Raw genomic sequence first — 21,594 nt, forward strand, 5'->3', positions numbered from 1 at the left:
AAAAAATATGGCAAAAAGAAAAAAACGAGCAAAACGTGGACGACCACGGATTGAGGGACGTATGAGAGAAAAAAACGGACGTATTTCACGTGCAAAAAGACCACGTGAAGCTATTGATAAATTAACAATTGCAATGCGTGCTAAGCACTTTGGGTTAACTGTAGAAGAGGCAAAAAATCCACTTTCTGGTTCTTATATCGGGCGGCTTTGTTTGCAAGGTGAGCTTAGTCAAGAGCAGTATGATGCTGCACAAAAATATCTTGAAGTGAGAAACAATTATTTGTGTGCAAAAGGTTTTCCTAGTGGCTGTTATGATGATGTCTCTACAAACTCAGATTTAAATAGTCTTGAGCAATGGATTCAAAGGGCAACCAGTCATTACAAAGCTGCACAAGAAGTAGTAAAAGAAGCACAATGCTCATACAGACAGTATAATCTTTATGCTGCTTTACAATATATTGTAATTGAAGATCAATCGTTATCATATCTTGTTAATCCACTGCATATCGTTCTTAATGCTTTCCATGAGTATTTTGGTAAAAACAGTAAAAAGTGAATGTTTTGCTGTTATTTTTCATAAAAGTATGAAAAACCGTTGAATAATAGAGGATTGAATGTTATATTTTTATATAATATTTAAGGAGAGCGTTTTATGCACACAACAAAGTTACGTAAAGTTGGAGGGTCTGTTATGCTCTCTATACCGCCTGCATTGCTTGATGTCCTTCACCTTTCTGAAAATACCGAAGTTGGATTAGCTATTGATAATGGATGTTTAGTGATGAAGCCACAAGCACTTCCCAGTTACACTCTGGATGAATTGTTAGCTCAATGTGATCCTCTTGCTGATTTTTCTGATGAGGATACGGAATGGTTTAATGTTCAATCTGTTGGTCGAGAACTTTTGTAATGAAGCGGGGTGAGATTTGGTTAGTACCGCTCGATCCATCTTTAGGCTATGAGCAAAAAGGGATGCGTCCAGTGCTGATTGTATCACCAGAGGCATTTAATCGTGTAACGAAAACACCCATTGTTTTACCCATTACAAGTGGAGGAAGCTTTGCTAGAACAGCAGGTTTTGCTGTTTCATTGATGGGAGTTGGATTACATACAACAGGTGTGGTACGTTGTGATCAACCACGTGCTCTCGATATAGGAGCGCGTAAAGGAAAGAAAATAGAAACAGTTCCCTCCATGATTATGAATGAAGTGCTCGCTAAATTAGCAACATTTCTTACGTAATTTTTTCTATTTTTAGTTCTTTAAACACCAAATTTGGATAAAAAAAATAAAAAATCACAATATTTAGATTTTTTTGTTGACAGTGTGTAAAAATTCGTATTTAATGACATCACGGCACTAGTATTATTGTGTCCAGATTTCAGATTTTCCCTTTAGAATTTAGAAAAATATTAAGCCTTAAATGTGGCTAGAGAGCCTGGTTTTCTTAGGAAAACGGGCTGTTTTTTTGTTTCAAGCAACAAAAGCGAATAAATGACCGATCATGTCATTAAATGTCATTAAATAATTCATCAAAAGGAGTGACTATGAAAGTAGTAATCACTAAGCCAATGTGTGTGTTGGGAGATGATAAAGACGTCATCCGTTTTGAGCCTTCGGTTTTAGATAATCCATTCGTTGAGGTTTCTCATGCAGTTTATGCTCGTCTTAAACGGGCTAATGCTGCAAGGCTTTATCAAGAGGATGAATGTGTAGCTTCTGGTAAAGGACAACAGCTTGATGAGCAAAAAGAGAATACAAATATAAGCGAACAAGAAGCTTCAGAAACAGCCGTTTCCGAGAAGCCGAAAGCCATTAAAGATTTCAAGCCATCAACGGATTCTAAAAAGAAAGTTTAGTATTTGAAGCTAACGATTCATCAAAAATGGTATCTTCAGCAAGTTGAAGATACTTTTACCAGTCTTAAAGCACCACGTCTTAATTGGGCGCTTCGTAATGCTGTAAACACCGCAGCAAAACAGGTTGAGCGTTTTACAGAACGAAAAGTTTCTGAAGTTTCATCAGCTCAAGTAAAGCGTGTTAAGAAAGGTGTTTACATAAAATCAAAAGCAACAACACAATTTCCTGAAGCAGATATTATTGGTTCAGGGACAGCATTGCCGCTTAAATTTTTTAAAGCAAAAGAAACAAAGCGCGGTGTGGTTTATACAATGTTTGGAGCAAGAAAGATTTTGCCTCATGGCTTTATAAAAGGTGGGACATTTCCCCAACGTGTTAATTTAAGGAGAGGAGGGGGGAATGTTTTCCAAAGAGCTGGGGGAGATCAATTCCCCATTGAAAAACAAGAAGGGGTCTCCATTGCAGAGGTCATGTCTAATCCAGAAATTGCCAATTCCATTGTACAACATGCCAATGAAAGATTAACCAAAAATATCCAGATACAACTTGCTCGTCAGGAATATGCTGCAAAGAATAAGGCTAAAGCACGTTCTAAGTGATGTCTATGTGTTGTATGCAGTGATTATAATTTTTAAGACAAGACTATCGATGATAATTCGCTTTTTTCATAAAAAAGTCAATAAAATCAATGCAAAAGGTACTTCCAGGAGGGTTGGACTTGTTGCGGGGAAGCCCAGCGCGAACCATCGCTAGCGACAGAATTTTAAAATTGACTGTGCATTGTACATGTAAGTTATTGAAAACAATTAATTTTAATGTGCAGACTGTACAGTTTTAATGTGCACAGGCTGTACAGTGTAGATTATTTTAAACGGAAAGAAATTTTGTAACATTCAAAATTCAATAAAGCTGTACGAGAGATCGGACTATTGCGGAAAATTTGGGACTGGCAGCAAATTTATAATTCCATGAGGTGCCAGAGCGACATTTAATCCGACATCCTTGGTATGTGAGATTTGCTGATGCAATTTGCGCCCAAGCAATTCGTTCATTTTTTTTAGGAGTTTCAAATATAATGGCTTGGTTTGTTACCAAAAGACGTCCTATAGATTTGTTTTTTTACTGCTAGCAAAGGTAACATTTTGTTGCATTCCCAATAATTTTTCATTGTGTGCTAAACGATAATTATTTTTGTTAAGCTCTTGAAATAGTTCATATGCGTTAAGTTTTTGAAACACTTCACACGCTTCTGAAAAGCTAGAGGGAAAAGGATATGGTCGTAATGCTGAAACTTGTTGTTCAAAATATTTTTTTCGTTTGTGTTGTCGATAATTATAAAAAATGAAAAATGTAAAAATAGCGAAGGATATTAATAACAACCATTCCAAAAGGCTTAATTCGTTTTTATGATTGGAGCCTATATGATTTATAGTAATAAATTTTATTATCATACATCCAATAACTAATAAAAAAATGAAAGCAAGGATTTCAATTCCATTTTTTCGCATCGATTTTGTAAACAATAATATTGTTCCAGTAATAATTCCAACTATACAAATTAAATTTATAATTATGCTTATATATACATATATTAAGTATACCATTTTTCTCGTCCGTAAATAAAATACGAAAATTAACTATAATGTTTACAATAAAATAACAAGTAAAGACACACTTATATATTTTTAAAATAGTTTTCTTCACCTATTGACAATATGGCAGGAACATGCCTATTGTTGAGTCAGGTGCCTAAGAAACACCTTAAAACAACAAGCGGATGGGTTGCCGAAACAATCTTTTCCTGCACATTAAAAGCTTTGACTCATTATATGCTGAAAGCGTATAAGGATTTTGTCGGGTGTGGTTATGCCATACAATACCTTTGCGGGGAAAGCATAACGACGGGCTTGTTGCCGTGTTTCTTAGCGCCCGACGCCTTTGTAGGTGTCAATAAGAAACATTTAACAACAAGGAGTTCACAATGACTCTCATATCAATATCAGAACAAGCGGTTGGACAAGAAGTTGTTCAAACAGTGAATGCACGTGATTTACACGCGTTTTTGGAAATCAAATCTGAATTTAGAAATTGGATTAACAACCGTATTGAACAATATTCTTTTATTGAGAAACAAGATTTTACAACCACGGTAAAATTTTACCGGGGTGGAAAATTAAAAGATTACTACCTCACACTTGATATGGCAAAAGAACTTGCCATGGTAGAACGCAATGAAAAAGGAAAACAGGCACGACAATATTTCATCGAATGTGAACGGCGCGCAAAGCAAGTATCGGCACCACAAATCGACTATTCGGATCCACGCACGATACTTGGCGTCATCACCCATATGCAAGAGGAGTTGCAAAATAAAGATGCGTTGATTGAACAACAAACTCCTAAGGTTATAGCTTATGACCACTTAACCCGCTCTGATGGTTTGTTTGGTCTGACAGAAGCAGCAAAGGTATTAGAGGTACGACCAAAAGATTTAATTGATTATCTGCGTGGAAATGATTGGGTTTATCGGCGTGCTCCGGGGTCTCCATTATTACCTTATCAGGACAAGATCAAGAAAGGTTTGATGGATTGTCCGACTATTACGATCCAAAGACCTGATGGTACAGAGAAAGTCTTGCCTTCAACAAAAATCACCACAAAGGGATTGGCATGTTTGAGAGAGCAAATCCACGGAGGTGTACAATGAATATCAGTATCGATTCTTTGTGTGATTTGTGGATAGTGTTGTTTAAGCTTTGCAATCGAGATGGCATTGTAGATGAAGAATGTAACGCTATAGTTAACACCATGAGTGTGGTAGAAAAAGCTTTGGTTTCAAAGATCAAGAAAGATGCGCATATTGTTAAGCTTTTAGCGGTTCTTACAGACTTTGGAGATTCAGAGTTTCCTCGTGGTATCGATCCTTTGCTGAAGGCATATGATCCGAATTTAAAAAGCTCGCTTAAGAAAGTGGCTTAATTCTATATTTGATAAAACATGGAGGTTGGAATTAAGTTTTCAGCCTTTATGTTCTTGCTGCATGGTGCAATCCTAGATGCTGTTAATAAAGTTTAAAATGAATATTTTGATATTTATATAAATAACCGAATCGTGTTCAAAAAAAATCGCCATTTAACAGCTTTTTTATGGAGTAATTATGGAAGATTTTTCTCGGTTAGAACAGATAGGTAAAATTTTAAAGGAAAAAGGTGTTTATTCAGAAAAAATAACTGAAATTTTAAAAAGGACCGATATTGGTCCTTTTGTAGGAAGGTGTCATACTAACTTTGTTCAATTAGTGCAGACATATGATAGTGAGAAAAAAGAATTTCATTTTTTACGTAGTGATTTTTTATATAATGAGGATAAAAAAACAGAAGAAGATTTTATAGCTGCGTGGGAATCTCTTTCTGGCGGAAAGCTTTGTTATGGTGTTACAGATAAAGGATTGCCAGAATGTCTCAAATCTGATTTTTCAGAGCAAGTTGTAGATATGCTTATAGATTGGTTTGCTGCATGGATAGATACAATATTTTTTATTCAAGCATGCGGATATACAGCGAAGAATATAATGTTTAGGGGAAAGATGATTAATGCTATTAAGGATGTTTCCTACGGGTACAACACACCAATAGCTCCAAGCTCCAATCGGATTATTTTACCAAAAGGAGTAAAAGAAGAAAAAGAGTTGAAAAATGAGGGGGAACACAGCATTAGTTTTGAACTCATCCAGAGAGCTGTTCGGGAAGCAAAGACAGCTTTCCCTCATATTAAACCTATTAGACCTATACATGTTTGTGGTAGGAATATGTACGTTATGTATCTTAATCCAACGCAAATTTTTCAGCTGCGTTGCTCTAGGGAAGAGTGGAGAAAGTTTGTCTGTGATAAGCCTGTAGATTGTTTTGGAGAGAAGACGATTTTTGGTAAGATTACGGATGTGGATGACGGTGGGTACAGAGGAAATGTGTGCGTAGGTGTATATGAAAATGAAGTTATTTTGTGTGAATCTATACATGTAACGAATGGTGTTAATTCGGATAATACGCGCAATGGAAATGTTCGTCGTGCTGTATTACTTGGTGCAGAAAGTGTTGTGGTTGGTTTTGATACGGATTGCAAGTTTGAATTAAAAGCTAAAGATAAAGAAGAAAAAGTTGTACATTTTCATAGTATTTTGGGCATGAAAAAAATTCGCTCCACAATGAAAAATATCTCTGAACAAGATTGCGGAACTATTGTTATTCCAACTTACGTTGGTGGATATGAAAATATGAGTTAGTAGAGAAGAGGCACAAGCCAATGATTGATAACCACAGCAGAGGCATGATTTGCGTACTCGGGAGGGTTGTTTTTTTGCTTGAATGTTGTCTGCAATAACAAAAATCAGATTATGATTGGCTTTATTTTTTAACTGAAGGGCGCCCACGTTTACGGCGTTCTTCTGCTGTATATTTGAAAAAGGAAGCAGGTAAAACTTCTTTAGCTGGTTTTAAGCGTGCAAGTTCTTTATTTGTGAGTGATGGTGAATTTACGGCTTCTCCGTCTTCTTTTGTGTAACTGTATTCTTCTTTAAAGGTTTTCTTGATAGTCATTGAGCATCTCTTTTGGCTTACACAATGCTATCTTGTGTACTTTACGTATATTGAAAATATGACGCCGTAAACAAATGAAGGCGCACAATCTTTCGTAAATTATTCAGAACGAATGAGTATCCAATGAACAACAAGGGTAGGCAAGGCATATCGGTGCGTGCGTTTGCTAAAAAGATGGGTGTGTCTCCCAATGCGGTTGTTTCTCGATTCAAGACGGGTAAATTTGATGAGGCGATTTTTGCGGATGGTTCAGTCAATGAAGCTGCTGCTACAGCCATATGGAATGAGAATCCCACAAAGCGCTTCCAAGCATTTTCGTCGTCTGCTGGTCATTCTTGTGCAAAAATTAAAAAAGATTCCATAGACGGAGCTAATGAATACGAGATCAAACTCAAGAGGATGCAAGTTGCACTGGAAAGTGAACAGATTGCGCTTGAACGATTACGTGAGACAACGGTTGATCGAGAAGAAGTAAAAAAGGCAGCGCGTGATTTTGGGAGAGCGCATCGTGATGCGATGTTGAATTTTCCGCATCGTTTTGGTGCAAGCATTGCTGCTCAAGTTGAGTGTGATGCAGCCAGTCTTATTGGTGCTCTTGATTACTTTATGAGAAAAGCTTTGCTGGAAGAAGTTCATATCCCTGTTCCTTTTCATGATCCGAGCCCCTCTGAATAAGAGCAAGTGAACCATGAATGATCGTGCGGTAAAAGAGTTTTTTTCGCATGCCAATGAAGCTCGAAAACCCGATCCACCTTACACGGTTTCAGAATGGGCGGATAAGAATAGGTATTTGAGTACAGTGGCAAGTGCAGAGCCTGGATTATGGAGAACAAAACGTACCCCATATTTGCGGGAAATCATGGATAATCTGTCCTCTTACGTGCCAATTGAAACAACCATTGTGATGAAAGGTGCACAGGTTGGCATGTCGGAAGCAGGACTGAATTTCTGTGGTTATGCGATCCATTTTAGTCCGAGCCCAGCACTCTACGTGATGCCGACGGTTGAGACAGCAAAGAAACTGTCGAAGACTCGTCTTGATCCGATGATTACAGCAAGCCCTGCTTTAAGTGAACGGATTGCACCCGCTCGTGCCCGCGACAGTGGAAATACAATGTTCTCGAAGGAGTTTGATGGGGGCGTCTTGATGCTTACAGGAGCCAATAGTGCTGCTGGGCTTCGTTCTATGCCTATTCGTTATCTGATTTTGGATGAGGTCGATGCGTATCCTTTGAGCGTGGATAACGAAGGTGATCCTGTGGTGATTGCCGAAAAGCGTACATCAACTTTTGTACAAAGAAAGATTTTTAAATTGTCTACACCAACACATCGTGACACTAGCCGTATAGCCAAGGATTTTGTACTTGGAGATCAGAGATATTACAACGTGCCTTGTGATGCATGTGGCACGTTACAGCCGATTGTTTGGTCGCAAATAAAATGGCCAAAAGGATCACCAGAAAAGGCGGTTTTTGTTTGTGCGCATTGTGGTCATGAGCATGCAGAGCATCGCAAAGAAGATTTGATGTCTGAGGAAAGGGGAGCGTGTTGGGTTCCCACTAGTGAATCAAGCCGACCGAATTTGCGTTCGTACCATATTTCAGCGCTCTATTCACCGTGGTTGACATGGGGGGAGTGTGCACGTGAATTTTTAGATGCCAAAGATGATCCTGCGCTTTTACAGCCTTTTATCAATACTGTTCTTGGAGAGCCATGGGAGGATAAAACGGGTGAAGTGATTGATCCTGAGAGCCTCTATGCACGGCGTGAAGAATATCCCATTGCACCGCCACAAGCTGTGTTGTTGACAGCGGGAATTGATGTGCAAAATGATCGGTTAGAATTAGAAGTTGTGGGGTGGGGGCGTGGTGAAGAAAGCTGGCATATTGATTATCAAGTAATTCTTGGTGATCCATCCTCTTTTGAAGTTTGGGATCAATTGGATGAATATCTTGCCAAACGCTGGACACATCCAGGTTACAAAAATGGCATAAGGATAACGGCGGCTTGTATTGATACAGGGGGTGGACACACCCAGGCTGTTTACAATTATGTTCGTCCTCGCGAGGGAAGGCGCATATGGGGAGTAAAAGGTCAGGCAGGATGGCGTGCGGTATGGCCACGCCGTCCGAGCAGAAACAACAAGGGACAGATTAACCTTTATATGGTGGGTGTTGATGCTGCCAAAGATATTATTACAGCACGTTTTAAGAAGTCAGGTCCTGAAGCTTCAGGAGCAGGGGCAACGCACTTTCATACAAGCCTCGATCAAGAATATTTCGAGCAGCTGACAGCTGAAAAGAAGGTCGTCAAATATTTCAAAGGTTTTAAACGCATCGAATGGCAAAAAAGTGAAAAAGCCAGAAACGAGGCTTTGGATTGCCGCGTCTATGCTTATGCGGCTTTGCAAGGTCTGATTTCAGCGGGTCTGAACCTTAATGAAGAAGTTGATATTTTAGAAGAGCGCTTGGAAGGGCTCAAAAATGTTGAGACGTCTTCAGAGAGTACAACATCTTTTCCAACACAATCTCAGACAACACAGCCTCAAAGGAGAAAACTAAGGAGATCAGTCAATCCTTACATGCAAAGGGAGTGGGATATTTTATGAGTGAGAATTTAAATTCATTGAAGAGCACAGTTGAAAAAATTGCAGAGTTAAAAAAACGACGAGAGCAACTTGAGGAGACTCTTTATTCAGGTGCACAGTTTGTCCGTCATGGTGACAAGCAAGTTGGAAACCGTTCCGTTGAGGAATTACGCAAGGCGCTTGCACTGCTGGACAAGCAAATAGCAGAGCTTGAAGGGCGCGGAAGTTCTCGTGTTTTTTATATAGATGCGAGGCGAGGTTATTAATGGCTGGATTATTAAGTAAAGTAACGGACTTTTTTCGCACTTCTGGTAATCATAATCCGCCTTTCGAAGCTGCAAGCCGTAGTCGTCGCATGAGTGGGTTAAACCCTGCCAAAAAACATATTAACCAAGCGATTGAAGCGACGGGTGATACCATTATTGCACGGTCAAGGTGGCTTTATGATAATGAGGCACTTTATGGTTCTGCAACAGAGGAATGGGTTTCAGCAGCGGTTAGTGATGGGATTAAACCTTATCCAAAAATTGAAGGTTTTCAGAAAGAAAAAAAGAAGCTGCTTGATCTTTGGTGGCAATGGGTTGATGAAGCTGATTATGACGAGGATGCCAATTTTTATGGTCTCCAAGCAACCATTGCGCGGGAAGTTTTTTTAACCGGCGAATGTTTCGTGAGATTGCATTACGTTGATCATTATGGGCGTTCCGGTGTACCGCTTCAATTACAAATTTATCCCGCAGAAATGCTTGATTTAACCTATAGCGGGGTTGCTGAAATTGAAGGCAATTATATCCGCATGGGGATTGAGTTTAATGCCAATGGGAAGCGTATTGCTTATCATTTTTGGAAGCATCATCCTTATGATAGCAGCCCATTGAGCAGAGCGTTTGGAAGTCAAGAGCGTGTGCGGATACCAGCAGAAATGGTACTCCATATTAAAGAAAGGCGGGTCGCTGGTCAGTTACGTGGCTCACCAAAAGTAACGCGCAGTTTGACAAAGATTTTTCAGCTTGAAGCTTATGATGATGCCGAGCTTGATAGAAAAAGAACAGCTGCTCTTCTCACGGGATTTATTACGCATCCTAATACCGATTATGCAGGTTTGGCTGAAAACCGTAAAGAAAGCAACAAAGAACCGCAAGATGAGCCTCCTATTATACTGGAACCAGGTGGTATCCAAAAAATGGAAGAAGGCGCGGACATTAAGTTTTCTAATCCGGTAGAAGTTGGCGGGTCTTATGAAGCTTTTCAATATCGTACTACTTTGAAAATTTGCAAAGGACTTAATATGCCTTATGCGGTTGTGACCGGTGATGTAACGCGAGGCAACTTTTCTAATGTGCGCACATCGATCATTCAGTTTAGACGCCAGATTAAACAATGGCGAGAACATGTTATTGCCTTTCAATTCAATCGCATGATTTGGGAACGTTTTGTTGAAATGGCAGTGCTTGCTGGATGTATTCAATTGCCGGGCTGGGAAGACAATCATTTGCCATGGATACAATGTGAGAGCTTTGCCCCGCCCCTTGAAATGATTGATCCGCTCAAGGATATTTCAGCAGAAAAAGAAGAAATTCGAGCAGGATTAAAAACACGGCGCATGGCGCTTGCTGAACGCGGTTTTGATATTGATGGCATTCATGTTGAGCTTGAGGAAGAACGCAAAGATGCTCAAGCGCGCGGCTTATTCTTTGATACGGATATGACTGATCTCTCCATCGATCATAAAGCAATTGATGATGAAGATTCTAACGATGACTATGAAAGCAATCAGGGCAGCGAGGCACATGGGCATGGCGAATAATCTTGATCTGCCGTTTTTGGCATCACGGTTTTTCGGTGTTCCGCACATGCTTGCCTCTACAAAGTTTGATGTCATTCTCAATGCTCTTGCACCGCGTCTTTTTAAAGGGGAAAGATTTGCAGTTGGAGCTTTTTCGGCAAGTGATGTGGCGGCTTTAAAACCGCCTGAAACTTATAGGGTGCAAGACAATGTTGCGATTATCCCCGTTCATGGCACGCTTGTGCGTCGTGGTGCATGGCTTGAGACTGCATCAGGTTTGACCTCTTATGAAGGTTTAGGAGCATCTTTTCGTGAAGCTATTGCTCAGCCTGATGTTTGCGCTGTTATGCTTGATATTGATAGCGGCGGAGGTGAAGCAGGTGGTGTGTTTGATTTGGTCGAAGAGTTTCGCACGCTTTCACAAACATATAACAAGCCTATTTGGGCGCATGCCAATGAATTTGCGTGCTCTGCGGCTTATGCGATTGCCTGCTCTGCTTCTCAAATCTGGGTTGCTCGTACGGGGGTTGTTGGTTCCATTGGCGTTGTTTGTGCGCATCTCGATCAATCTCGTGCAGATGAAAAGAATGGTCATAAATGGACTTTTGTTTTTGAAGGCGATCACAAAGTGCATGGCAACTCTCATGAACCACTAGCTGATAGAGCGCTTGAAAAAATGCAAGCAGACTGTGCGCTCCTCTACGACATGTTTGTCGATTTGGTTGCAGAAAGTCGCCCCATGAATGCTGTCGCCATTCGAGAGACGAAAGCAGAAACTTTTATAGGCAATCAAGCTGTAAAGCTTGGATTAGCAGATGCGCAAGGCACATTTGCGCAGGCTTTGGAAGCCTTAACGGATTCCATTAAATTCCCTCCAACATCAACAGAACAAGAAGGATCAAACACATGGCACGCACAAAATACCGCGCCGAAGAAGATATTATCAAAGAAGATGAAGAAGAAGAGATTGTCGACGTCACAGACGAAGGAGAAGACGATGACGACATTGACGCTAACTCCGAAGTCATTGACGAAGAAGACGAGGAAGAAGATGACGAAGATACGGAAAAAAATATTAAAGCCGTGCGTGAACTAGAAAGAAAACGTGCACGTGCCTTAACGAATCTTGAGAAACAAGCAAAATGCTTAGGGGTCTCTTTTGATGCTGCTCAGGCTATTGAAAGTGGCATGAGCTTGGAAAAAGCACGCCATGCGGTTTTGACAGCGGCTTCCTCCAAGAGTGCGTCTTTAAAAGCGTCGCCTTATGTTCCGCATCAAGACGGGAATAGTAAGGCGAAGATTCATGCAAAGTGGGAAACAGCTTGGAAAGCAGTGACTGGGAGGAAGTAAAATGAGCAATATTTTTTATGAAGACATTCGTGATAGCGCTTATCTTGGGCGTTATGATCCCGATTTATCCCATGAAGAGGTTATCTTCGCATCAGGGGCAGAAATTATGGCAGGAACTGTCATGGGAAAAGTGACTGCAACGGGAAAATATGTCCCGCTTAATCTAAAATCCGTGGATGGGAGCAAAGTTCCAGCAGGCATTTCTTATGCCAATGTTGATGCAACAAAGACAGATCGGCGTGCAGTTATTACAGCGCGTTTATGTACTGTAAAAGCTTCTGAATTGATATGGCCCGATACAATCACGGATGAGCAAAAGAAGGTAGCCATTAAGTCTTTAGAAGAAAACAACAAAATTATATTGCGATAGGAGAATGCGTACATGGACATGAACTTTTTTAAACACGACGCTTTCTCAGCCACGACAATGATGAAAGCGATTGAAAATTACGAATTTCAGCCAAGTCTTATCAGCTCTCTCAATCTTTTTGAGGATGTTGAGACAAGCACGACGGTTGTTGGCATTGAGAGACGTGACAATACCTTGTCACTGATTCAAACAAGTGAACGTGGTGCACCTTTAGCTGAAGGAGATAGAGGGTATCGTAACCTTCGCTTTTTTAAAACAACGCGTATTGCTAAAAGTGATACTGTAAAGTCAGAAGAAATCCAAAATCGTCGAGAGTTTGGAACAGAAGATCAACTCGAAACAGCGATGAAATATATCGCTCAAAAGCAAAAGAAGCTGATTTCTGAAATTGAACTGACATGGGAGAATATGCAGCTTGGCGCTATTCAAGGTGTTGTTCTTGATGCTGATGGATCGGTGATTGTTGATTGGTATAAGGAATGGGAAATCAAGCCACCAGAGCCACTCGATTTTAAACTAAACAATGAGACAACAGATGTTGCGGATATTGTCGATCAAGTGATTATGAAAATGATTGAGGTATCAAGTGGTGCCTTTACGGATCGTTCACGGATTATTGGTCTTTGTGGAAATGAATTCTTTTCTAAATTAAAAAATCATAAAACCATCCGTGAAACCTATTTAAATACCGCCTTAGCGCAGACGTTAAATAGTGCAGGGGGTGTTACAACACCAAGTGCTATTGGGGCGGGGAGCTTTGGCAGTTTTGACTTTGCTGGGGTGACTTTTATTAATTACCGAAGCATTCATAATTATAGTGTTAAGGCTAAAGCTGGGACAAAACGTGCAATAGGGATTAAGCCTGGTGAATGCCAATTCTTTCCTGTTGATGCACCCGGCGTGTTCCAGAAAACCTTTGCTCCAGGGGAATCTTTAGATTTTGCCAATACAATTGGAAAGCCTCTTTATACCATGCTGATAGTCGATCACGACCGTAATGCGTGGGTCAAGCCTGAAGTGTACAGCTATCCGCTTTATATTTGCACGCGTCCTGAAATGCTCTTTAAAGGCGTTATAGGAGCGAAATAATGTTATGGCACGGGTTGCTCAAGCAAATGGTGAAAGATGTACGCAACACCTTTGGGCAGCCTGTTGTCTACACGCGAAAAGAGACAGGGCAGTCTTTTGATATTACAGCAATTTACAGTATCAAGCATTCAGAATCGGAAGCGGGCGGCAGAACACTCACGACAATTCCAAGAAAAGAGCTAGATGTTTGTATTAATGACATTGGTGGATTACCTCCAAGCCTTAAGGATAGCGTTATCGTTATGTCTCCTGAAAACAGCAACGCTTCTTCTCAAGAACACTTCATTGTAACGGATGTGCAAGCTTCAGAATCTGGCATGTATAAGCTAGTTTTGCGTGAAGCATCTTTATTCTGAGTGATTTAATTAGCCATTTACATGGTATTATTTGATTTATTATCTGCGCACGCTTTAAATACTCTTCTGTTGCTTTTTCAAAGATAGCGATTTACAAATTTCTTTTCTTGAATTTTTTGAATATTCAGAAGAAAACTAAAAATTTTACGGCAGTTTTAAATTTTGTGGCAGTTTTTGGGGGAGGGTTCGAAATATGGGGGTGCTTTTTGAAATATATTGTCTATTAACTGATCAATCTTTATTTTAGAATCGTTCTTTGGAAAACAGAAGAATATTATGAGTGTTAGAATAACCACAACGATGGTATCTACTAACGCTTCCCTAAAGTCTAAAGATTCTTCGTTCATAAATAAAACCGCGAAGTCTTTTATTTCTATTTTTATGCAGTTGACTAGATCGCTCAAGAAAGGTTCGGTAAAGAAATAATCTAGTAATTTCCTTATAAGCCAAGTTACACCTTTAATTACGAACTGTGCTATCACAATTTCTATTGCAAGAAATATCTTTTTCGTGGAATCACATTCCTGTATAAATTCTGTTATATGTTGTCGTAACTTATTCCGCGTAATGATGGCTTTATCACCGTGTTTTTCAAAATTGCCTGAAACATTTTGCAGTCTTTCCCGAGCGTGAATTGCAACTTCATCTAATATTTGATCAATTTTATCGGTCATTTTCTTGGCTTTTGGTATTGCTCTTGAAGTATTCTTTTATTTCATCATCATTCAATCGTTCGTTAATAAGCTTTTTTATGCGATACGTATTATACCATGGAGTTTCTTTCTTGTGAGTTTCTTCACTCAATTGAATAGCTGTAAAATCTTTGTAGACATCCCAAACTTTATCTAATATTTTGATTATATTTCTGTCACATTTTTCTTTTAAAATCCTTGGGATAACTGTACCTCCTGTTCGAAGATCGCTTGTCTGCGACCTCCGACTTATAGGATCCTTTCCCCAGCATTTAAACTCATGGTACAGATCACGGACAACTGGCCCATATTCCCAAGCTTCTATGGGATCAGAAAAGAGACGTTTATCTGTAATTGCCAAAACCCAACCATAAGCGAAATAAACCAATTTCAGAAGTTTCATAGGCGAAATTGCAATATTTTCTTCATATCCTTTATCAAGAAAAAAATTAGCTATTTCTTGAACTGTACATATGCCATCATTATTTTTCTGGGTTTTGCCCATAGCAAACGCTCCACAAATCAACATTAATACATTGTGTAAAAATTATGTTGCCTGCCTATATTTTTTAAAATACATTATGTCAATAAATAAGTTACTTTGTTAAAACAACGTCTATTTTTTATTGATAATATGGCTAGAATGTGTCTAATGTTGATTTCAGGTGCTTAAGAAATACCATGATAGTAAGCGGATTGGTTACGAAACAATCTTTTCCTGCACATTAAAAGCTTTGATTCATTGTATGTTGTGCGCATAATGATTCACAATAATTTCATTCAATAATGATCACTTAAATATTTTATAAAACAAGTATTTATAGATTTTTTTTTGCAACAAACAATCCTTTTTGTTCTTTATCTAAGCTACAGAATCATTTTTAATCAAATTTATAATTATGATAGATATTGAGTGAAATAATGCTTGCACTTAAGATAAAAACTCTTTGGTTCATTGTATGTTTTCTGTTTGTTTTTGTTTTCTTAGGTACTGTTTACTGGTTTTTAGATACTGAATCTTCAGCAGCAGTAAAATTTAAAAATATCGTTGAAGCTTTTGGAAGTAGTTCTGTAATTATAAATATGTTTCTATGGTATAATTGGTCACGTAAAGAAAGTGAGCGTAAAATTTTCGGAAAGCCGCTGCAACTTTCTTCTTTTGAGATTAGGGATGTTGTTTTCGCAGGTTCAATAGGCATAAATGAGATAAAAAAAGAGGTAATATTAAAATTTTATAACCCTACCCATCAAATGATAACCATAAATTACTTCAAGCTTTATAAGGAAGATCCGTATGAGTTTGAGGGCATTAGTTTTTTTCATAAGGTTTTGCGCGAACCTAAAGACAGCGAGAGAGTGTGTATATTTGGAAAAGAAAAATTTAAAAAATACAATGTTAATGCTTATTCTATAAAGAAAAAATACATAGATTTTAGGTGTGTTAAGAAGAAAAATAACAGTTATTATATCAACAATATATTTCAGATAATGGCTAAAGAAAGTTTGGTGTTGTCTCTTTTGATAAACATTAAACTTTCCAAGAAAAAAAATGATACAGGATTACGTAAAGTATGTCCTATTAACCTTATTTTGGGACACACTTCTTCGAATTATCCACTCGAAAATCTTGAATGTATTTTTCATATTGGTAATTTTCTGATAATTGATGAAGGCGAAACTTTTGAGGATATTTATTTGGGGTAAAATAAAATCTGATGACATAGAGGAAGAGATGAATAGAATTCTTAAAAAAAGCGGGCAAACGCGCGCGGGAGTATTGTATTGAATACGCACAGCGCGCAAAGTATATATCCACTCTATAAATCGATTACTGAAATCTTGAAGCATCATTTTTTACTTGACAATATCATAACAATGTATCTAAGTTTGATTCAGGTGCCTGAAAAACGCCTTAAATGCATAGCGGGTAGATTGCCGACACAATCTTTCCTCCGCACATTAAAAGCTTTGACTCGTCATGCGCTTGCTGCGTATAATGATCTTGTCGGGTGTAGTTACACTATACAATACCCTTGCGGGGAAAATGTAACGACGGACTATGCACCGTGTTTTTCAGCACCCGACATCCTTTATTGGATGCCAATGAAAAACTTTTAACTGCATAGGAGTTCAATTATGAACACTTTCATAGAAATTACAGAAAGCACTGTTAATGGTGCAGCGGTTCAGACTATGTCTAGCCGCGAGATTGCTGCATTATGCGATAAGAAACATCGAAATGTCATGCGTGATATTCGGCAAATATTCACTGAGCTCAAAATTGAGCTGAGTGAATTTACAGGATTATACAAGGATTCAACAGGTCGTACACTTCCTTGCTATAATCTTCCCAAGCGTGAATGTTTAATTCTTGTGTCAGGTTACAGTACGACACTACGAGCAAAGATAGTTGATCGTTGGCAAGAATTGGAGAAGCAAGTATCGGCACCACAAATTGACTATTCTAGTCCTGAGGCAATGATTGGCTTTTTGAAACATCTCCAAGGACAGATAGAACAGAAAGACACGATCATTGCTAAATTAGAACCGAAAGCAAAGACACTTGAAGGCTTAACACGTTCTGATGGTTTGTTTGGTCTTACAGAAGCAGCAAAGGTATTAGAGGTACGACCAAAAGATTTAATTGATTATCTGCGTGGAAATGATTGGGTTTATCGGCGCGCTCCGGGGTCTCCATTATTACCTTATCAGGACAAGATCAAGAAAGGTTTGATGGATTGCCCGACCATCACGATCCAAAGATCCGATGGTACAGAAAAGATCTTGCCTTCAACAAAAATCACCACAAAAGGATTGGCATGTTTGAGAGAGCAAATCCACGGAGGTGTACAATGAATATCAGTATCGATTCTTTGTGTGATTTGTGGATAGTGTTGTTTAAGCTTTGCAATCGTGATGGCATTGTAGATGAAGAATGTAACGCTATAGTTAATACCATGAGTGTGGTAGAAAAAGCTTTGGTTTCAAAGATCAAGAAAGATGCGCATATTGTTAAGCTTTTAGCGGTTCTTACAGATTTTGGAGATTCAGAGTTTCCTAAAGTTATCGATCCTTTGTTGAAGGCATATGATCCGAACTTAAAAAGCTCGCTTAAGAAAGTGGCTTAACTTGAAAGGAATATGATATATCTTCCCATCTTCACAGGTGGGAAGGAAGCTAAATCATACGTTTAAATTTATTGATTTGGCAAATTCTTTTGCCTTTTCTGATTGCAAGACATTTACGTCGTAAGCAGCTTACGTATTAAGCCAGAATTCAGCCAGTTAAGTCATAATCAGTAAGATCAGCAGTATCAACAAAGTTTGCTGCTTCTGCATCCGTTTTAAAAACAGGCATTTGTTTTAATTTTGAAGTTCTCATAAAGGCTGATTTTCTTTTGGTGCATGTTAGCGGCTGCTCATAAGACATATCCATAAAATATAACAAAATCAACTTATTGAACAGGAACCTTTATGCACCCGAGAGAAACGATAAGAGAGATATTTATTGCCTTGATAAAGGCAGCAAAGACAATTGCTGGTGAACGTGTTTTCAATATGCGGGACTTTAATTTTTCTGTTGAGACCATGCCTGCCATTAACGTGTCTACACAAAACGAAACACTGGAACAGGGGCATGATTATGGATTGCGGCGGCGTGTTTTAACCGTTGATGTTGAATGTTACGCAACACAGGAAGAGGGAGCGCGCTGTGTTGATCAGTTGGCATGGGAAGTTGAAAGCATTTTTTATGCTAATCCTCATTTAAACAACACGGTTGAGAGTTGTCGGTTACAGAATATTGCTTTTGCCTTTGGTGATAACGGTGCTGTAGCGCTTCATGGTGCCATTTTAACCTTTGAAGTCACATATGTAACGAATATTTCTGAGACCGATGAAGGAAGTATAGAGGCGAGATTTGTTGAGCCTTTTGTTGGTTTTGATCCCGAAACAGGGAGAGAAAACGAAGATAAATATCAAAAGATTGAGGGGTTTCATGCTTGAGAGACGCGACAAGGAAATCAACGATCTTAAGCGTCGTGTGGCGAATATGGTCGTTGTAGGAAAGATTAGCCATGTTGACCATAAGAATGCTCGTTATCGGGTGAGAAGTGGTGCTTTGGTCAGTGACTGGATTCCAGATACACAAGCGCGTGCTGGAAAAACCTGTTCTTATGAGGGGCGCGATATTGGCGAGCAAGTTGTTGTTGTGTCGTCATCGGGGGATTTATCGCAAGGGGTGATAGTTGGCTCCATTCATACCGATGAGACCCAAGCAGCGGATAAAGGGAGCATTATTCATCGAACCATATACCCTGATGGAACGACCATTGAATATGATGATGAACAGAATGCTTATGCCCTTTCTATTCAGTCAGGAGGCAAGTTTCTGCTCACGATTTCTGATGGCGTTTCCGTTAAAGGAGAGGGTGGCATGTTAGAACTTACAGCTCCTGATGGTCTCAAAATTGCTTCAGAAAGTGATGTGAGCTTAAGTGCAGGGGGCAATCTTTCTTTGAAAGCCGGCGGTCATGTTTCAATAAATGGCAGCTCTTTGACCCATAACGGTAGAAATGTAGGGGCATCTCACGTTCATAATGGTGTGGCTTCTGGTAGTTCTATAACAGGAGTTCCGATTTGACCATAGGAATGGATCGGAACACAGGACAGCCCTTATCAGGCATTGATCATTTGCGTCAATCGATCCTTGATATTTTGTCCACACGGATTGGGTCTCGTGTGATGCGGCGTGATTATGGTTCACGCGTTTCTGAGCTCATAGATGCGCCTGTGAATGATGCTTTTGCGGTTTCGCTTTATGCAGCTATTGCGGAGGCTTTGGATCAGTGGGAACCGCGTTTTCAATTGAAGGAAATTGATTTGCAATGGGTTGAGGCTGGAAAAGTTTCTTTGTCATTTTCAGGGATTTATTTGCCTTCAGGAAAGCCCATTGTCATGGAAGGATTGCTAATAAAATGAATAAAGCACTTACCAAACCTGAAATCATTTCGGAACTTTCTTTTGAGGAAATCCGTGCAGCGTGTCTTGCTCATTTAAAAGAACTTTTGCCCGAGTATACGTTTCTTGAAAGTGATCCGGCGATAAAAGTCATTGAGGCTTTCAGTTACCGAGAATTGCTTTTAAGACAACGCATTAATGAAGCCGCACGCGATAACATTCTTGCTTTTGCAACGGGCGCTTCCCTTGATGCTTTGGGAGAATGGCACGGTGTTTACCGAATGAAAGATGAAAGTGATGATAGGTATCGTGAACGCATTAAATTGCATGCTCGCAGTGGTAAAGGTAGCGGTACAGAGCCCTATTATAAATTTGTGGCTCTGTCAGCAGATAACCGTGTTAAAGATGCTATTGTCTATCGTAATGGGAAAGATCCAACGATTCATGTTGCACTTTTTGGCAATAATAAGCAAGAAACAGCCAGCCCAGATCTTTTAGAGAAAGTCTCAGAAGCACTTCACGAAAAAGATGTGATTATGACCAATGATACGATCATTGTTCACGCGGCTGTAGCAAAGGTGGTGGATTTGGAAGCTGATGTTTGGCTGTTACCAGAAACGGCACTGACAATTTTAGCACAAATGGAAGAAAACTTAAGATCAGCATGGAGACAAGAACAAATGCTTGGTCGCGAATTAAGTTTATCATGGTGGGTTTCAAAATTGATGATTGGTGGTGTGCAAAAAGTTATTGCTCTTGAACCAATGGAGGATATTGCTGTTTTAGATAAAGAAGTTTTGTCTGTTGGAAAAGTCACGTTAAACTTCAAAGGTCGGGCACGCTAATGGTTGGATATTTGCTTGCCAGCAATGCGACAGAATTTGAAAAATGTCTTGCCGATGCTTGCGATTTTCATCAAGATGTTGATGATATTATTTGGGGGATTTCACGTTTAAAACTTACTGTATGTTCCTCTCGTTTTTTGCCATGGCTGATTGAGGAATACGGGTTTGGTGAGTTAACACCTTATGTACCAAACCCTTATGATTTGCTTGATAAAGGTTCCAAATGGCAGCAGGTGCGTGGGTCTATAGCAGCCCTTGATAGTGGACTAGAATGGTTGGAGCTTTCAGCCCGTTTTATACCAGCATGGGCAGGGCGTGTGTGGTGGAATTCCTTTCAGCTTGATTTTGACAGTTTACCTGAACAAAGCCAACTTGAAGCAATTTGTGCGATTATCAATCTTTCTAAAAGTTTGCGTTCTGATTTTAGACGTGCCGTTTACGGTTATAGCGTTGGGGCTTGTGAAGGCAATATGTCGAGATTGAACAATGCGCTGCTGGATCGCGAGAGTGGTGTGCGCATGACAACAAGCGATACATTGTTTTCTTTTGGACAAGATGTAGACATCACTCACACCCTTCGTAAAGAAGAAGGTCAATTGATTGGCAATTGGATAGAGGATCCCGATGAGGAGCTGAGTTGGGAAAAGCTCCACTATTCATGGGATGGCGTAAACTTTTCTTGGAGTTTTATCACGCGGCATGAGCGTAATATCTTTTTGGCACAGTGGTTTAGAAATCGAACTCTTTATCTTGTTTTGAGAGATAGCGAGGGTACAGTTATTGGCATTCGCAGATGTAACATTATACAGCCTGTAGAGCAGGCATTAAATGGAGTTTACAGTCATTTAGGTGAAAACTTTAAGCCTTCGAGTGCAGGCGCAATGGTCTTGTTGGCTGCACGTACAGATTTCCATAACGTTGATGATAAGCAAGTCGCTTCTGTTTCTGTTTTAGTTGATGCGACTCCAGCAAAACACGTCCCTTTAGGAAAGCTTTGGTTGAGAGTTGATGAACTCATTGGAGGCGTTGAGATTATAAAAACACCTGTCAACATTCTTTTACGCGCAGATGTTCGCACACAATTCAAAATTTTATTGAGGTTTTAA

General features: G+C 39.5%; 30 protein-coding genes. 25 read left to right on the forward strand and 5 right to left on the reverse strand.

Annotation, left to right across the window (positions count from 1 at the left end; genetic code table 11):
* Nucleotides 1-7: 7 nt before the first annotated feature.
* The 5 genes from V4P55_RS01535 (at nt 8) to V4P55_RS01555 (ending at nt 2,459) form a co-directional block, all read left to right on the forward strand.
* Nucleotides 8-556, forward strand: coding sequence for a hypothetical protein (locus V4P55_RS01535; protein ID WP_455474703.1), 549 nt, complete (start codon nt 8-10; stop codon nt 554-556).
* 96 nt (nt 557-652) lie between these two features.
* Nucleotides 653-910: an AbrB/MazE/SpoVT family DNA-binding domain-containing protein gene (locus tag V4P55_RS01540; RefSeq protein WP_455474704.1), complete on the forward strand. Its 258-nt coding sequence runs from the start codon at nt 653-655 to the stop codon at nt 908-910.
* Nucleotides 910-1,242, forward strand: a complete 333-nt coding sequence (locus V4P55_RS01545; RefSeq protein ID WP_455474705.1) for a type II toxin-antitoxin system PemK/MazF family toxin — start codon at nt 910-912, stop codon at nt 1,240-1,242. Before V4P55_RS01540 ends, V4P55_RS01545 begins: the two co-directional genes overlap by 1 nt.
* A 305-nt stretch (nt 1,243-1,547) precedes the next feature.
* Nucleotides 1,548-1,859 (forward strand): hypothetical protein, encoded by a 312-nt coding sequence (locus V4P55_RS01550; RefSeq protein WP_455474706.1) that lies wholly within the window; start codon nt 1,548-1,550, stop codon nt 1,857-1,859.
* Nucleotides 1,860-1,862: 3 nt separating this feature from the next.
* Entirely contained in the window at nt 1,863-2,459 is a 597-nt protein-coding gene (locus V4P55_RS01555) for a hypothetical protein (RefSeq protein ID WP_455474707.1), read from the forward strand.
* Nucleotides 2,460-2,963: 504 nt separating this feature from the next.
* On the opposite strand, the gene V4P55_RS01560 is transcribed toward V4P55_RS01555, so the two are convergent.
* Nucleotides 2,964-3,368, reverse strand: a complete 405-nt coding sequence (locus tag V4P55_RS01560) for a hypothetical protein (protein ID WP_455474708.1) — start codon at nt 3,366-3,368, stop codon at nt 2,964-2,966.
* A 473-nt stretch (nt 3,369-3,841) separates the two neighbouring features.
* On the opposite strand from V4P55_RS01560, the gene V4P55_RS01565 reads away from it, so the two are divergent.
* The 3 genes from V4P55_RS01565 (at nt 3,842) to V4P55_RS01575 (ending at nt 6,142) form a co-directional block, all read left to right on the forward strand.
* On the forward strand, nt 3,842-4,567 hold the full coding sequence (locus V4P55_RS01565; protein ID WP_455474709.1) for an antA/AntB antirepressor family protein: 726 nt from the start codon (nt 3,842-3,844) through the stop codon (nt 4,565-4,567).
* Entirely contained in the window at nt 4,564-4,839 is a 276-nt protein-coding gene (locus V4P55_RS01570) for a hypothetical protein (RefSeq protein ID WP_455474710.1), read from the forward strand. The genes V4P55_RS01565 and V4P55_RS01570 overlap by 4 nt, the downstream gene beginning before the upstream one ends.
* A gap of 178 nt (nt 4,840-5,017) precedes the next feature.
* Nucleotides 5,018-6,142 (forward strand): phage capsid family protein, encoded by a 1,125-nt coding sequence (locus V4P55_RS01575; protein WP_455474711.1) that lies wholly within the window; start codon nt 5,018-5,020, stop codon nt 6,140-6,142.
* Between the two features lie 121 nt (nt 6,143-6,263).
* On the opposite strand, the gene V4P55_RS01580 is transcribed toward V4P55_RS01575, so the two are convergent.
* The gene (locus V4P55_RS01580) at nt 6,264-6,455 is read right to left on the reverse strand and encodes a hypothetical protein (protein ID WP_455474712.1); all 192 of its coding nucleotides are present in this window, start codon (nt 6,453-6,455) and stop codon (nt 6,264-6,266) included.
* 123 nt (nt 6,456-6,578) lie between these two features.
* On the opposite strand from V4P55_RS01580, the gene V4P55_RS01585 reads away from it, so the two are divergent.
* From V4P55_RS01585 to V4P55_RS01625, 9 genes are read left to right on the forward strand one after another with little or no spacing between them, the layout of a single operon-like run.
* Entirely contained in the window at nt 6,579-7,130 is a 552-nt protein-coding gene (locus V4P55_RS01585; protein WP_455474713.1) for a hypothetical protein, read from the forward strand.
* Between the two features lie 13 nt (nt 7,131-7,143).
* Nucleotides 7,144-9,063, forward strand: coding sequence for a phage terminase large subunit family protein (locus V4P55_RS01590; RefSeq protein ID WP_455474714.1), 1,920 nt, complete (start codon nt 7,144-7,146; stop codon nt 9,061-9,063).
* The gene (locus tag V4P55_RS01595; RefSeq protein WP_455474715.1) at nt 9,060-9,308 is read left to right on the forward strand and encodes a phage head-tail joining protein; all 249 of its coding nucleotides are present in this window, start codon (nt 9,060-9,062) and stop codon (nt 9,306-9,308) included. The genes V4P55_RS01590 and V4P55_RS01595 overlap by 4 nt, the downstream gene beginning before the upstream one ends.
* On the forward strand, nt 9,308-10,849 hold the full coding sequence (locus tag V4P55_RS01600; protein ID WP_455474716.1) for a phage portal protein: 1,542 nt from the start codon (nt 9,308-9,310) through the stop codon (nt 10,847-10,849). Before V4P55_RS01595 ends, V4P55_RS01600 begins: the two co-directional genes overlap by 1 nt.
* Entirely contained in the window at nt 10,839-11,924 is a 1,086-nt protein-coding gene (locus V4P55_RS01605; RefSeq protein WP_455474717.1) for a S49 family peptidase, read from the forward strand. The genes V4P55_RS01600 and V4P55_RS01605 overlap by 11 nt, the downstream gene beginning before the upstream one ends.
* Nucleotides 11,912-12,178 carry a hypothetical protein gene (locus tag V4P55_RS01610; RefSeq protein WP_455474718.1) on the forward strand — a complete coding sequence of 89 codons (267 nt, stop codon included), beginning with the start codon at nt 11,912-11,914 and terminating at the stop codon, nt 12,176-12,178. Before V4P55_RS01605 ends, V4P55_RS01610 begins: the two co-directional genes overlap by 13 nt.
* 1 nt (nt 12,179) lies before the next feature.
* Nucleotides 12,180-12,548, forward strand: a complete 369-nt coding sequence (locus tag V4P55_RS01615) for a head decoration protein (RefSeq protein ID WP_455474719.1) — start codon at nt 12,180-12,182, stop codon at nt 12,546-12,548.
* A gap of 12 nt (nt 12,549-12,560) precedes the next feature.
* Entirely contained in the window at nt 12,561-13,637 is a 1,077-nt protein-coding gene (locus V4P55_RS01620) for a major capsid protein (RefSeq protein WP_455474720.1), read from the forward strand.
* Nucleotides 13,637-13,993 carry a head-tail joining protein gene (locus tag V4P55_RS01625; protein WP_455474721.1) on the forward strand — a complete coding sequence of 119 codons (357 nt, stop codon included), beginning with the start codon at nt 13,637-13,639 and terminating at the stop codon, nt 13,991-13,993. Before V4P55_RS01620 ends, V4P55_RS01625 begins: the two co-directional genes overlap by 1 nt.
* Before the next feature lie 155 nt (nt 13,994-14,148).
* On the opposite strand, the gene V4P55_RS01630 is transcribed toward V4P55_RS01625, so the two are convergent.
* On the reverse strand, nt 14,149-14,667 hold the full coding sequence (locus V4P55_RS01630) for a hypothetical protein (protein WP_455474722.1): 519 nt from the start codon (nt 14,665-14,667) through the stop codon (nt 14,149-14,151).
* Nucleotides 14,657-15,190, reverse strand: a complete 534-nt coding sequence (locus tag V4P55_RS01635; RefSeq protein WP_455474723.1) for a Panacea domain-containing protein — start codon at nt 15,188-15,190, stop codon at nt 14,657-14,659. Before V4P55_RS01635 ends, V4P55_RS01630 begins: the two co-directional genes overlap by 11 nt.
* A 416-nt stretch (nt 15,191-15,606) precedes the next feature.
* On the opposite strand from V4P55_RS01635, the gene V4P55_RS01640 reads away from it, so the two are divergent.
* The 3 genes from V4P55_RS01640 to V4P55_RS01650 all read left to right on the forward strand — a co-directional run bounded on the left by V4P55_RS01640 (nt 15,607) and on the right by V4P55_RS01650 (nt 17,813).
* A complete protein-coding gene (locus tag V4P55_RS01640; RefSeq protein ID WP_455474724.1) occupies nt 15,607-16,389 on the forward strand; it encodes a hypothetical protein in 783 nt (260 codons plus the stop codon).
* 432 nt (nt 16,390-16,821) lie between these two features.
* Nucleotides 16,822-17,541 carry a phage antirepressor KilAC domain-containing protein gene (locus V4P55_RS01645; protein WP_455474725.1) on the forward strand — a complete coding sequence of 240 codons (720 nt, stop codon included), beginning with the start codon at nt 16,822-16,824 and terminating at the stop codon, nt 17,539-17,541.
* A complete protein-coding gene (locus V4P55_RS01650; RefSeq protein WP_455474726.1) occupies nt 17,538-17,813 on the forward strand; it encodes a hypothetical protein in 276 nt (91 codons plus the stop codon). Before V4P55_RS01645 ends, V4P55_RS01650 begins: the two co-directional genes overlap by 4 nt.
* 148 nt (nt 17,814-17,961) lie before the next feature.
* On the opposite strand, the gene V4P55_RS01655 is transcribed toward V4P55_RS01650, so the two are convergent.
* Nucleotides 17,962-18,066, reverse strand: coding sequence for a CopG family antitoxin (locus V4P55_RS01655; RefSeq protein WP_455474727.1), 105 nt, complete (start codon nt 18,064-18,066; stop codon nt 17,962-17,964).
* Between the two features lie 92 nt (nt 18,067-18,158).
* Between V4P55_RS01655 and V4P55_RS01660 the strand changes: the two genes are divergently transcribed.
* From V4P55_RS01660 to V4P55_RS01680, 5 genes are read left to right on the forward strand one after another with little or no spacing between them, the layout of a single operon-like run.
* Nucleotides 18,159-18,689 (forward strand): hypothetical protein, encoded by a 531-nt coding sequence (locus tag V4P55_RS01660; protein ID WP_455474728.1) that lies wholly within the window; start codon nt 18,159-18,161, stop codon nt 18,687-18,689.
* Entirely contained in the window at nt 18,682-19,326 is a 645-nt protein-coding gene (locus V4P55_RS01665) for a phage baseplate assembly protein V (protein WP_455474729.1), read from the forward strand. The genes V4P55_RS01660 and V4P55_RS01665 overlap by 8 nt, the downstream gene beginning before the upstream one ends.
* A complete protein-coding gene (locus V4P55_RS01670; RefSeq protein WP_455474730.1) occupies nt 19,323-19,664 on the forward strand; it encodes a GPW/gp25 family protein in 342 nt (113 codons plus the stop codon). Before V4P55_RS01665 ends, V4P55_RS01670 begins: the two co-directional genes overlap by 4 nt.
* Nucleotides 19,661-20,488 carry a baseplate J/gp47 family protein gene (locus tag V4P55_RS01675; RefSeq protein ID WP_455474731.1) on the forward strand — a complete coding sequence of 276 codons (828 nt, stop codon included), beginning with the start codon at nt 19,661-19,663 and terminating at the stop codon, nt 20,486-20,488. The genes V4P55_RS01670 and V4P55_RS01675 overlap by 4 nt, the downstream gene beginning before the upstream one ends.
* Entirely contained in the window at nt 20,488-21,594 is a 1,107-nt protein-coding gene (locus V4P55_RS01680; protein ID WP_455474732.1) for a phage tail protein, read from the forward strand. Before V4P55_RS01675 ends, V4P55_RS01680 begins: the two co-directional genes overlap by 1 nt.

The sequence above is a fragment of the Bartonella sp. B30(2025) genome, assembly GCF_053793825.1.

Excerpts from the sequence above, each read along its gene's own strand:
- V4P55_RS01565 (WP_455474709.1), top strand. The coding sequence starts at position 3,842 with ATGACTCTCATATCAATATCAGAACAAGCGGTTGGACAAGAAGTTGTT.
- V4P55_RS01595 (WP_455474715.1), top strand. The coding sequence starts at position 9,060 with ATGAGTGAGAATTTAAATTCATTGAAGAGCACAGTTGAAAAAATTGCA.
- V4P55_RS01550 (WP_455474706.1), top strand. The coding sequence starts at position 1,548 with ATGAAAGTAGTAATCACTAAGCCAATGTGTGTGTTGGGAGATGATAAA.
- V4P55_RS01660 (WP_455474728.1), top strand. The coding sequence starts at position 18,159 with ATGCACCCGAGAGAAACGATAAGAGAGATATTTATTGCCTTGATAAAG.
- V4P55_RS01675 (WP_455474731.1), top strand. The coding sequence starts at position 19,661 with ATGAATAAAGCACTTACCAAACCTGAAATCATTTCGGAACTTTCTTTT.
- V4P55_RS01570 (WP_455474710.1), top strand. The coding sequence starts at position 4,564 with ATGAATATCAGTATCGATTCTTTGTGTGATTTGTGGATAGTGTTGTTT.
- V4P55_RS01635 (WP_455474723.1), bottom strand. The coding sequence starts at position 15,190 with ATGGGCAAAACCCAGAAAAATAATGATGGCATATGTACAGTTCAAGAA.
- V4P55_RS01615 (WP_455474719.1), top strand. The coding sequence starts at position 12,180 with ATGAGCAATATTTTTTATGAAGACATTCGTGATAGCGCTTATCTTGGG.
- V4P55_RS01535 (WP_455474703.1), top strand. The coding sequence starts at position 8 with ATGGCAAAAAGAAAAAAACGAGCAAAACGTGGACGACCACGGATTGAG.
- V4P55_RS01600 (WP_455474716.1), top strand. The coding sequence starts at position 9,308 with ATGGCTGGATTATTAAGTAAAGTAACGGACTTTTTTCGCACTTCTGGT.
- V4P55_RS01630 (WP_455474722.1), bottom strand. The coding sequence starts at position 14,667 with ATGACCGATAAAATTGATCAAATATTAGATGAAGTTGCAATTCACGCT.
- V4P55_RS01560 (WP_455474708.1), bottom strand. The coding sequence starts at position 3,368 with ATGCGAAAAAATGGAATTGAAATCCTTGCTTTCATTTTTTTATTAGTT.
- V4P55_RS01645 (WP_455474725.1), top strand. The coding sequence starts at position 16,822 with ATGAACACTTTCATAGAAATTACAGAAAGCACTGTTAATGGTGCAGCG.
- V4P55_RS01640 (WP_455474724.1), top strand. The coding sequence starts at position 15,607 with ATGCTTGCACTTAAGATAAAAACTCTTTGGTTCATTGTATGTTTTCTG.
- V4P55_RS01620 (WP_455474720.1), top strand. The coding sequence starts at position 12,561 with ATGGACATGAACTTTTTTAAACACGACGCTTTCTCAGCCACGACAATG.
- V4P55_RS01540 (WP_455474704.1), top strand. The coding sequence starts at position 653 with ATGCACACAACAAAGTTACGTAAAGTTGGAGGGTCTGTTATGCTCTCT.
- V4P55_RS01605 (WP_455474717.1), top strand. The coding sequence starts at position 10,839 with ATGGCGAATAATCTTGATCTGCCGTTTTTGGCATCACGGTTTTTCGGT.
- V4P55_RS01650 (WP_455474726.1), top strand. The coding sequence starts at position 17,538 with ATGAATATCAGTATCGATTCTTTGTGTGATTTGTGGATAGTGTTGTTT.
- V4P55_RS01680 (WP_455474732.1), top strand. The coding sequence starts at position 20,488 with ATGGTTGGATATTTGCTTGCCAGCAATGCGACAGAATTTGAAAAATGT.
- V4P55_RS01625 (WP_455474721.1), top strand. The coding sequence starts at position 13,637 with ATGTTATGGCACGGGTTGCTCAAGCAAATGGTGAAAGATGTACGCAAC.
- V4P55_RS01575 (WP_455474711.1), top strand. The coding sequence starts at position 5,018 with ATGGAAGATTTTTCTCGGTTAGAACAGATAGGTAAAATTTTAAAGGAA.
- V4P55_RS01590 (WP_455474714.1), top strand. The coding sequence starts at position 7,144 with ATGAATGATCGTGCGGTAAAAGAGTTTTTTTCGCATGCCAATGAAGCT.
- V4P55_RS01585 (WP_455474713.1), top strand. The coding sequence starts at position 6,579 with ATGAACAACAAGGGTAGGCAAGGCATATCGGTGCGTGCGTTTGCTAAA.
- V4P55_RS01655 (WP_455474727.1), bottom strand. The coding sequence starts at position 18,066 with ATGAGAACTTCAAAATTAAAACAAATGCCTGTTTTTAAAACGGATGCA.
- V4P55_RS01580 (WP_455474712.1), bottom strand. The coding sequence starts at position 6,455 with ATGACTATCAAGAAAACCTTTAAAGAAGAATACAGTTACACAAAAGAA.
- V4P55_RS01545 (WP_455474705.1), top strand. The coding sequence starts at position 910 with ATGAAGCGGGGTGAGATTTGGTTAGTACCGCTCGATCCATCTTTAGGC.
- V4P55_RS01665 (WP_455474729.1), top strand. The coding sequence starts at position 18,682 with ATGCTTGAGAGACGCGACAAGGAAATCAACGATCTTAAGCGTCGTGTG.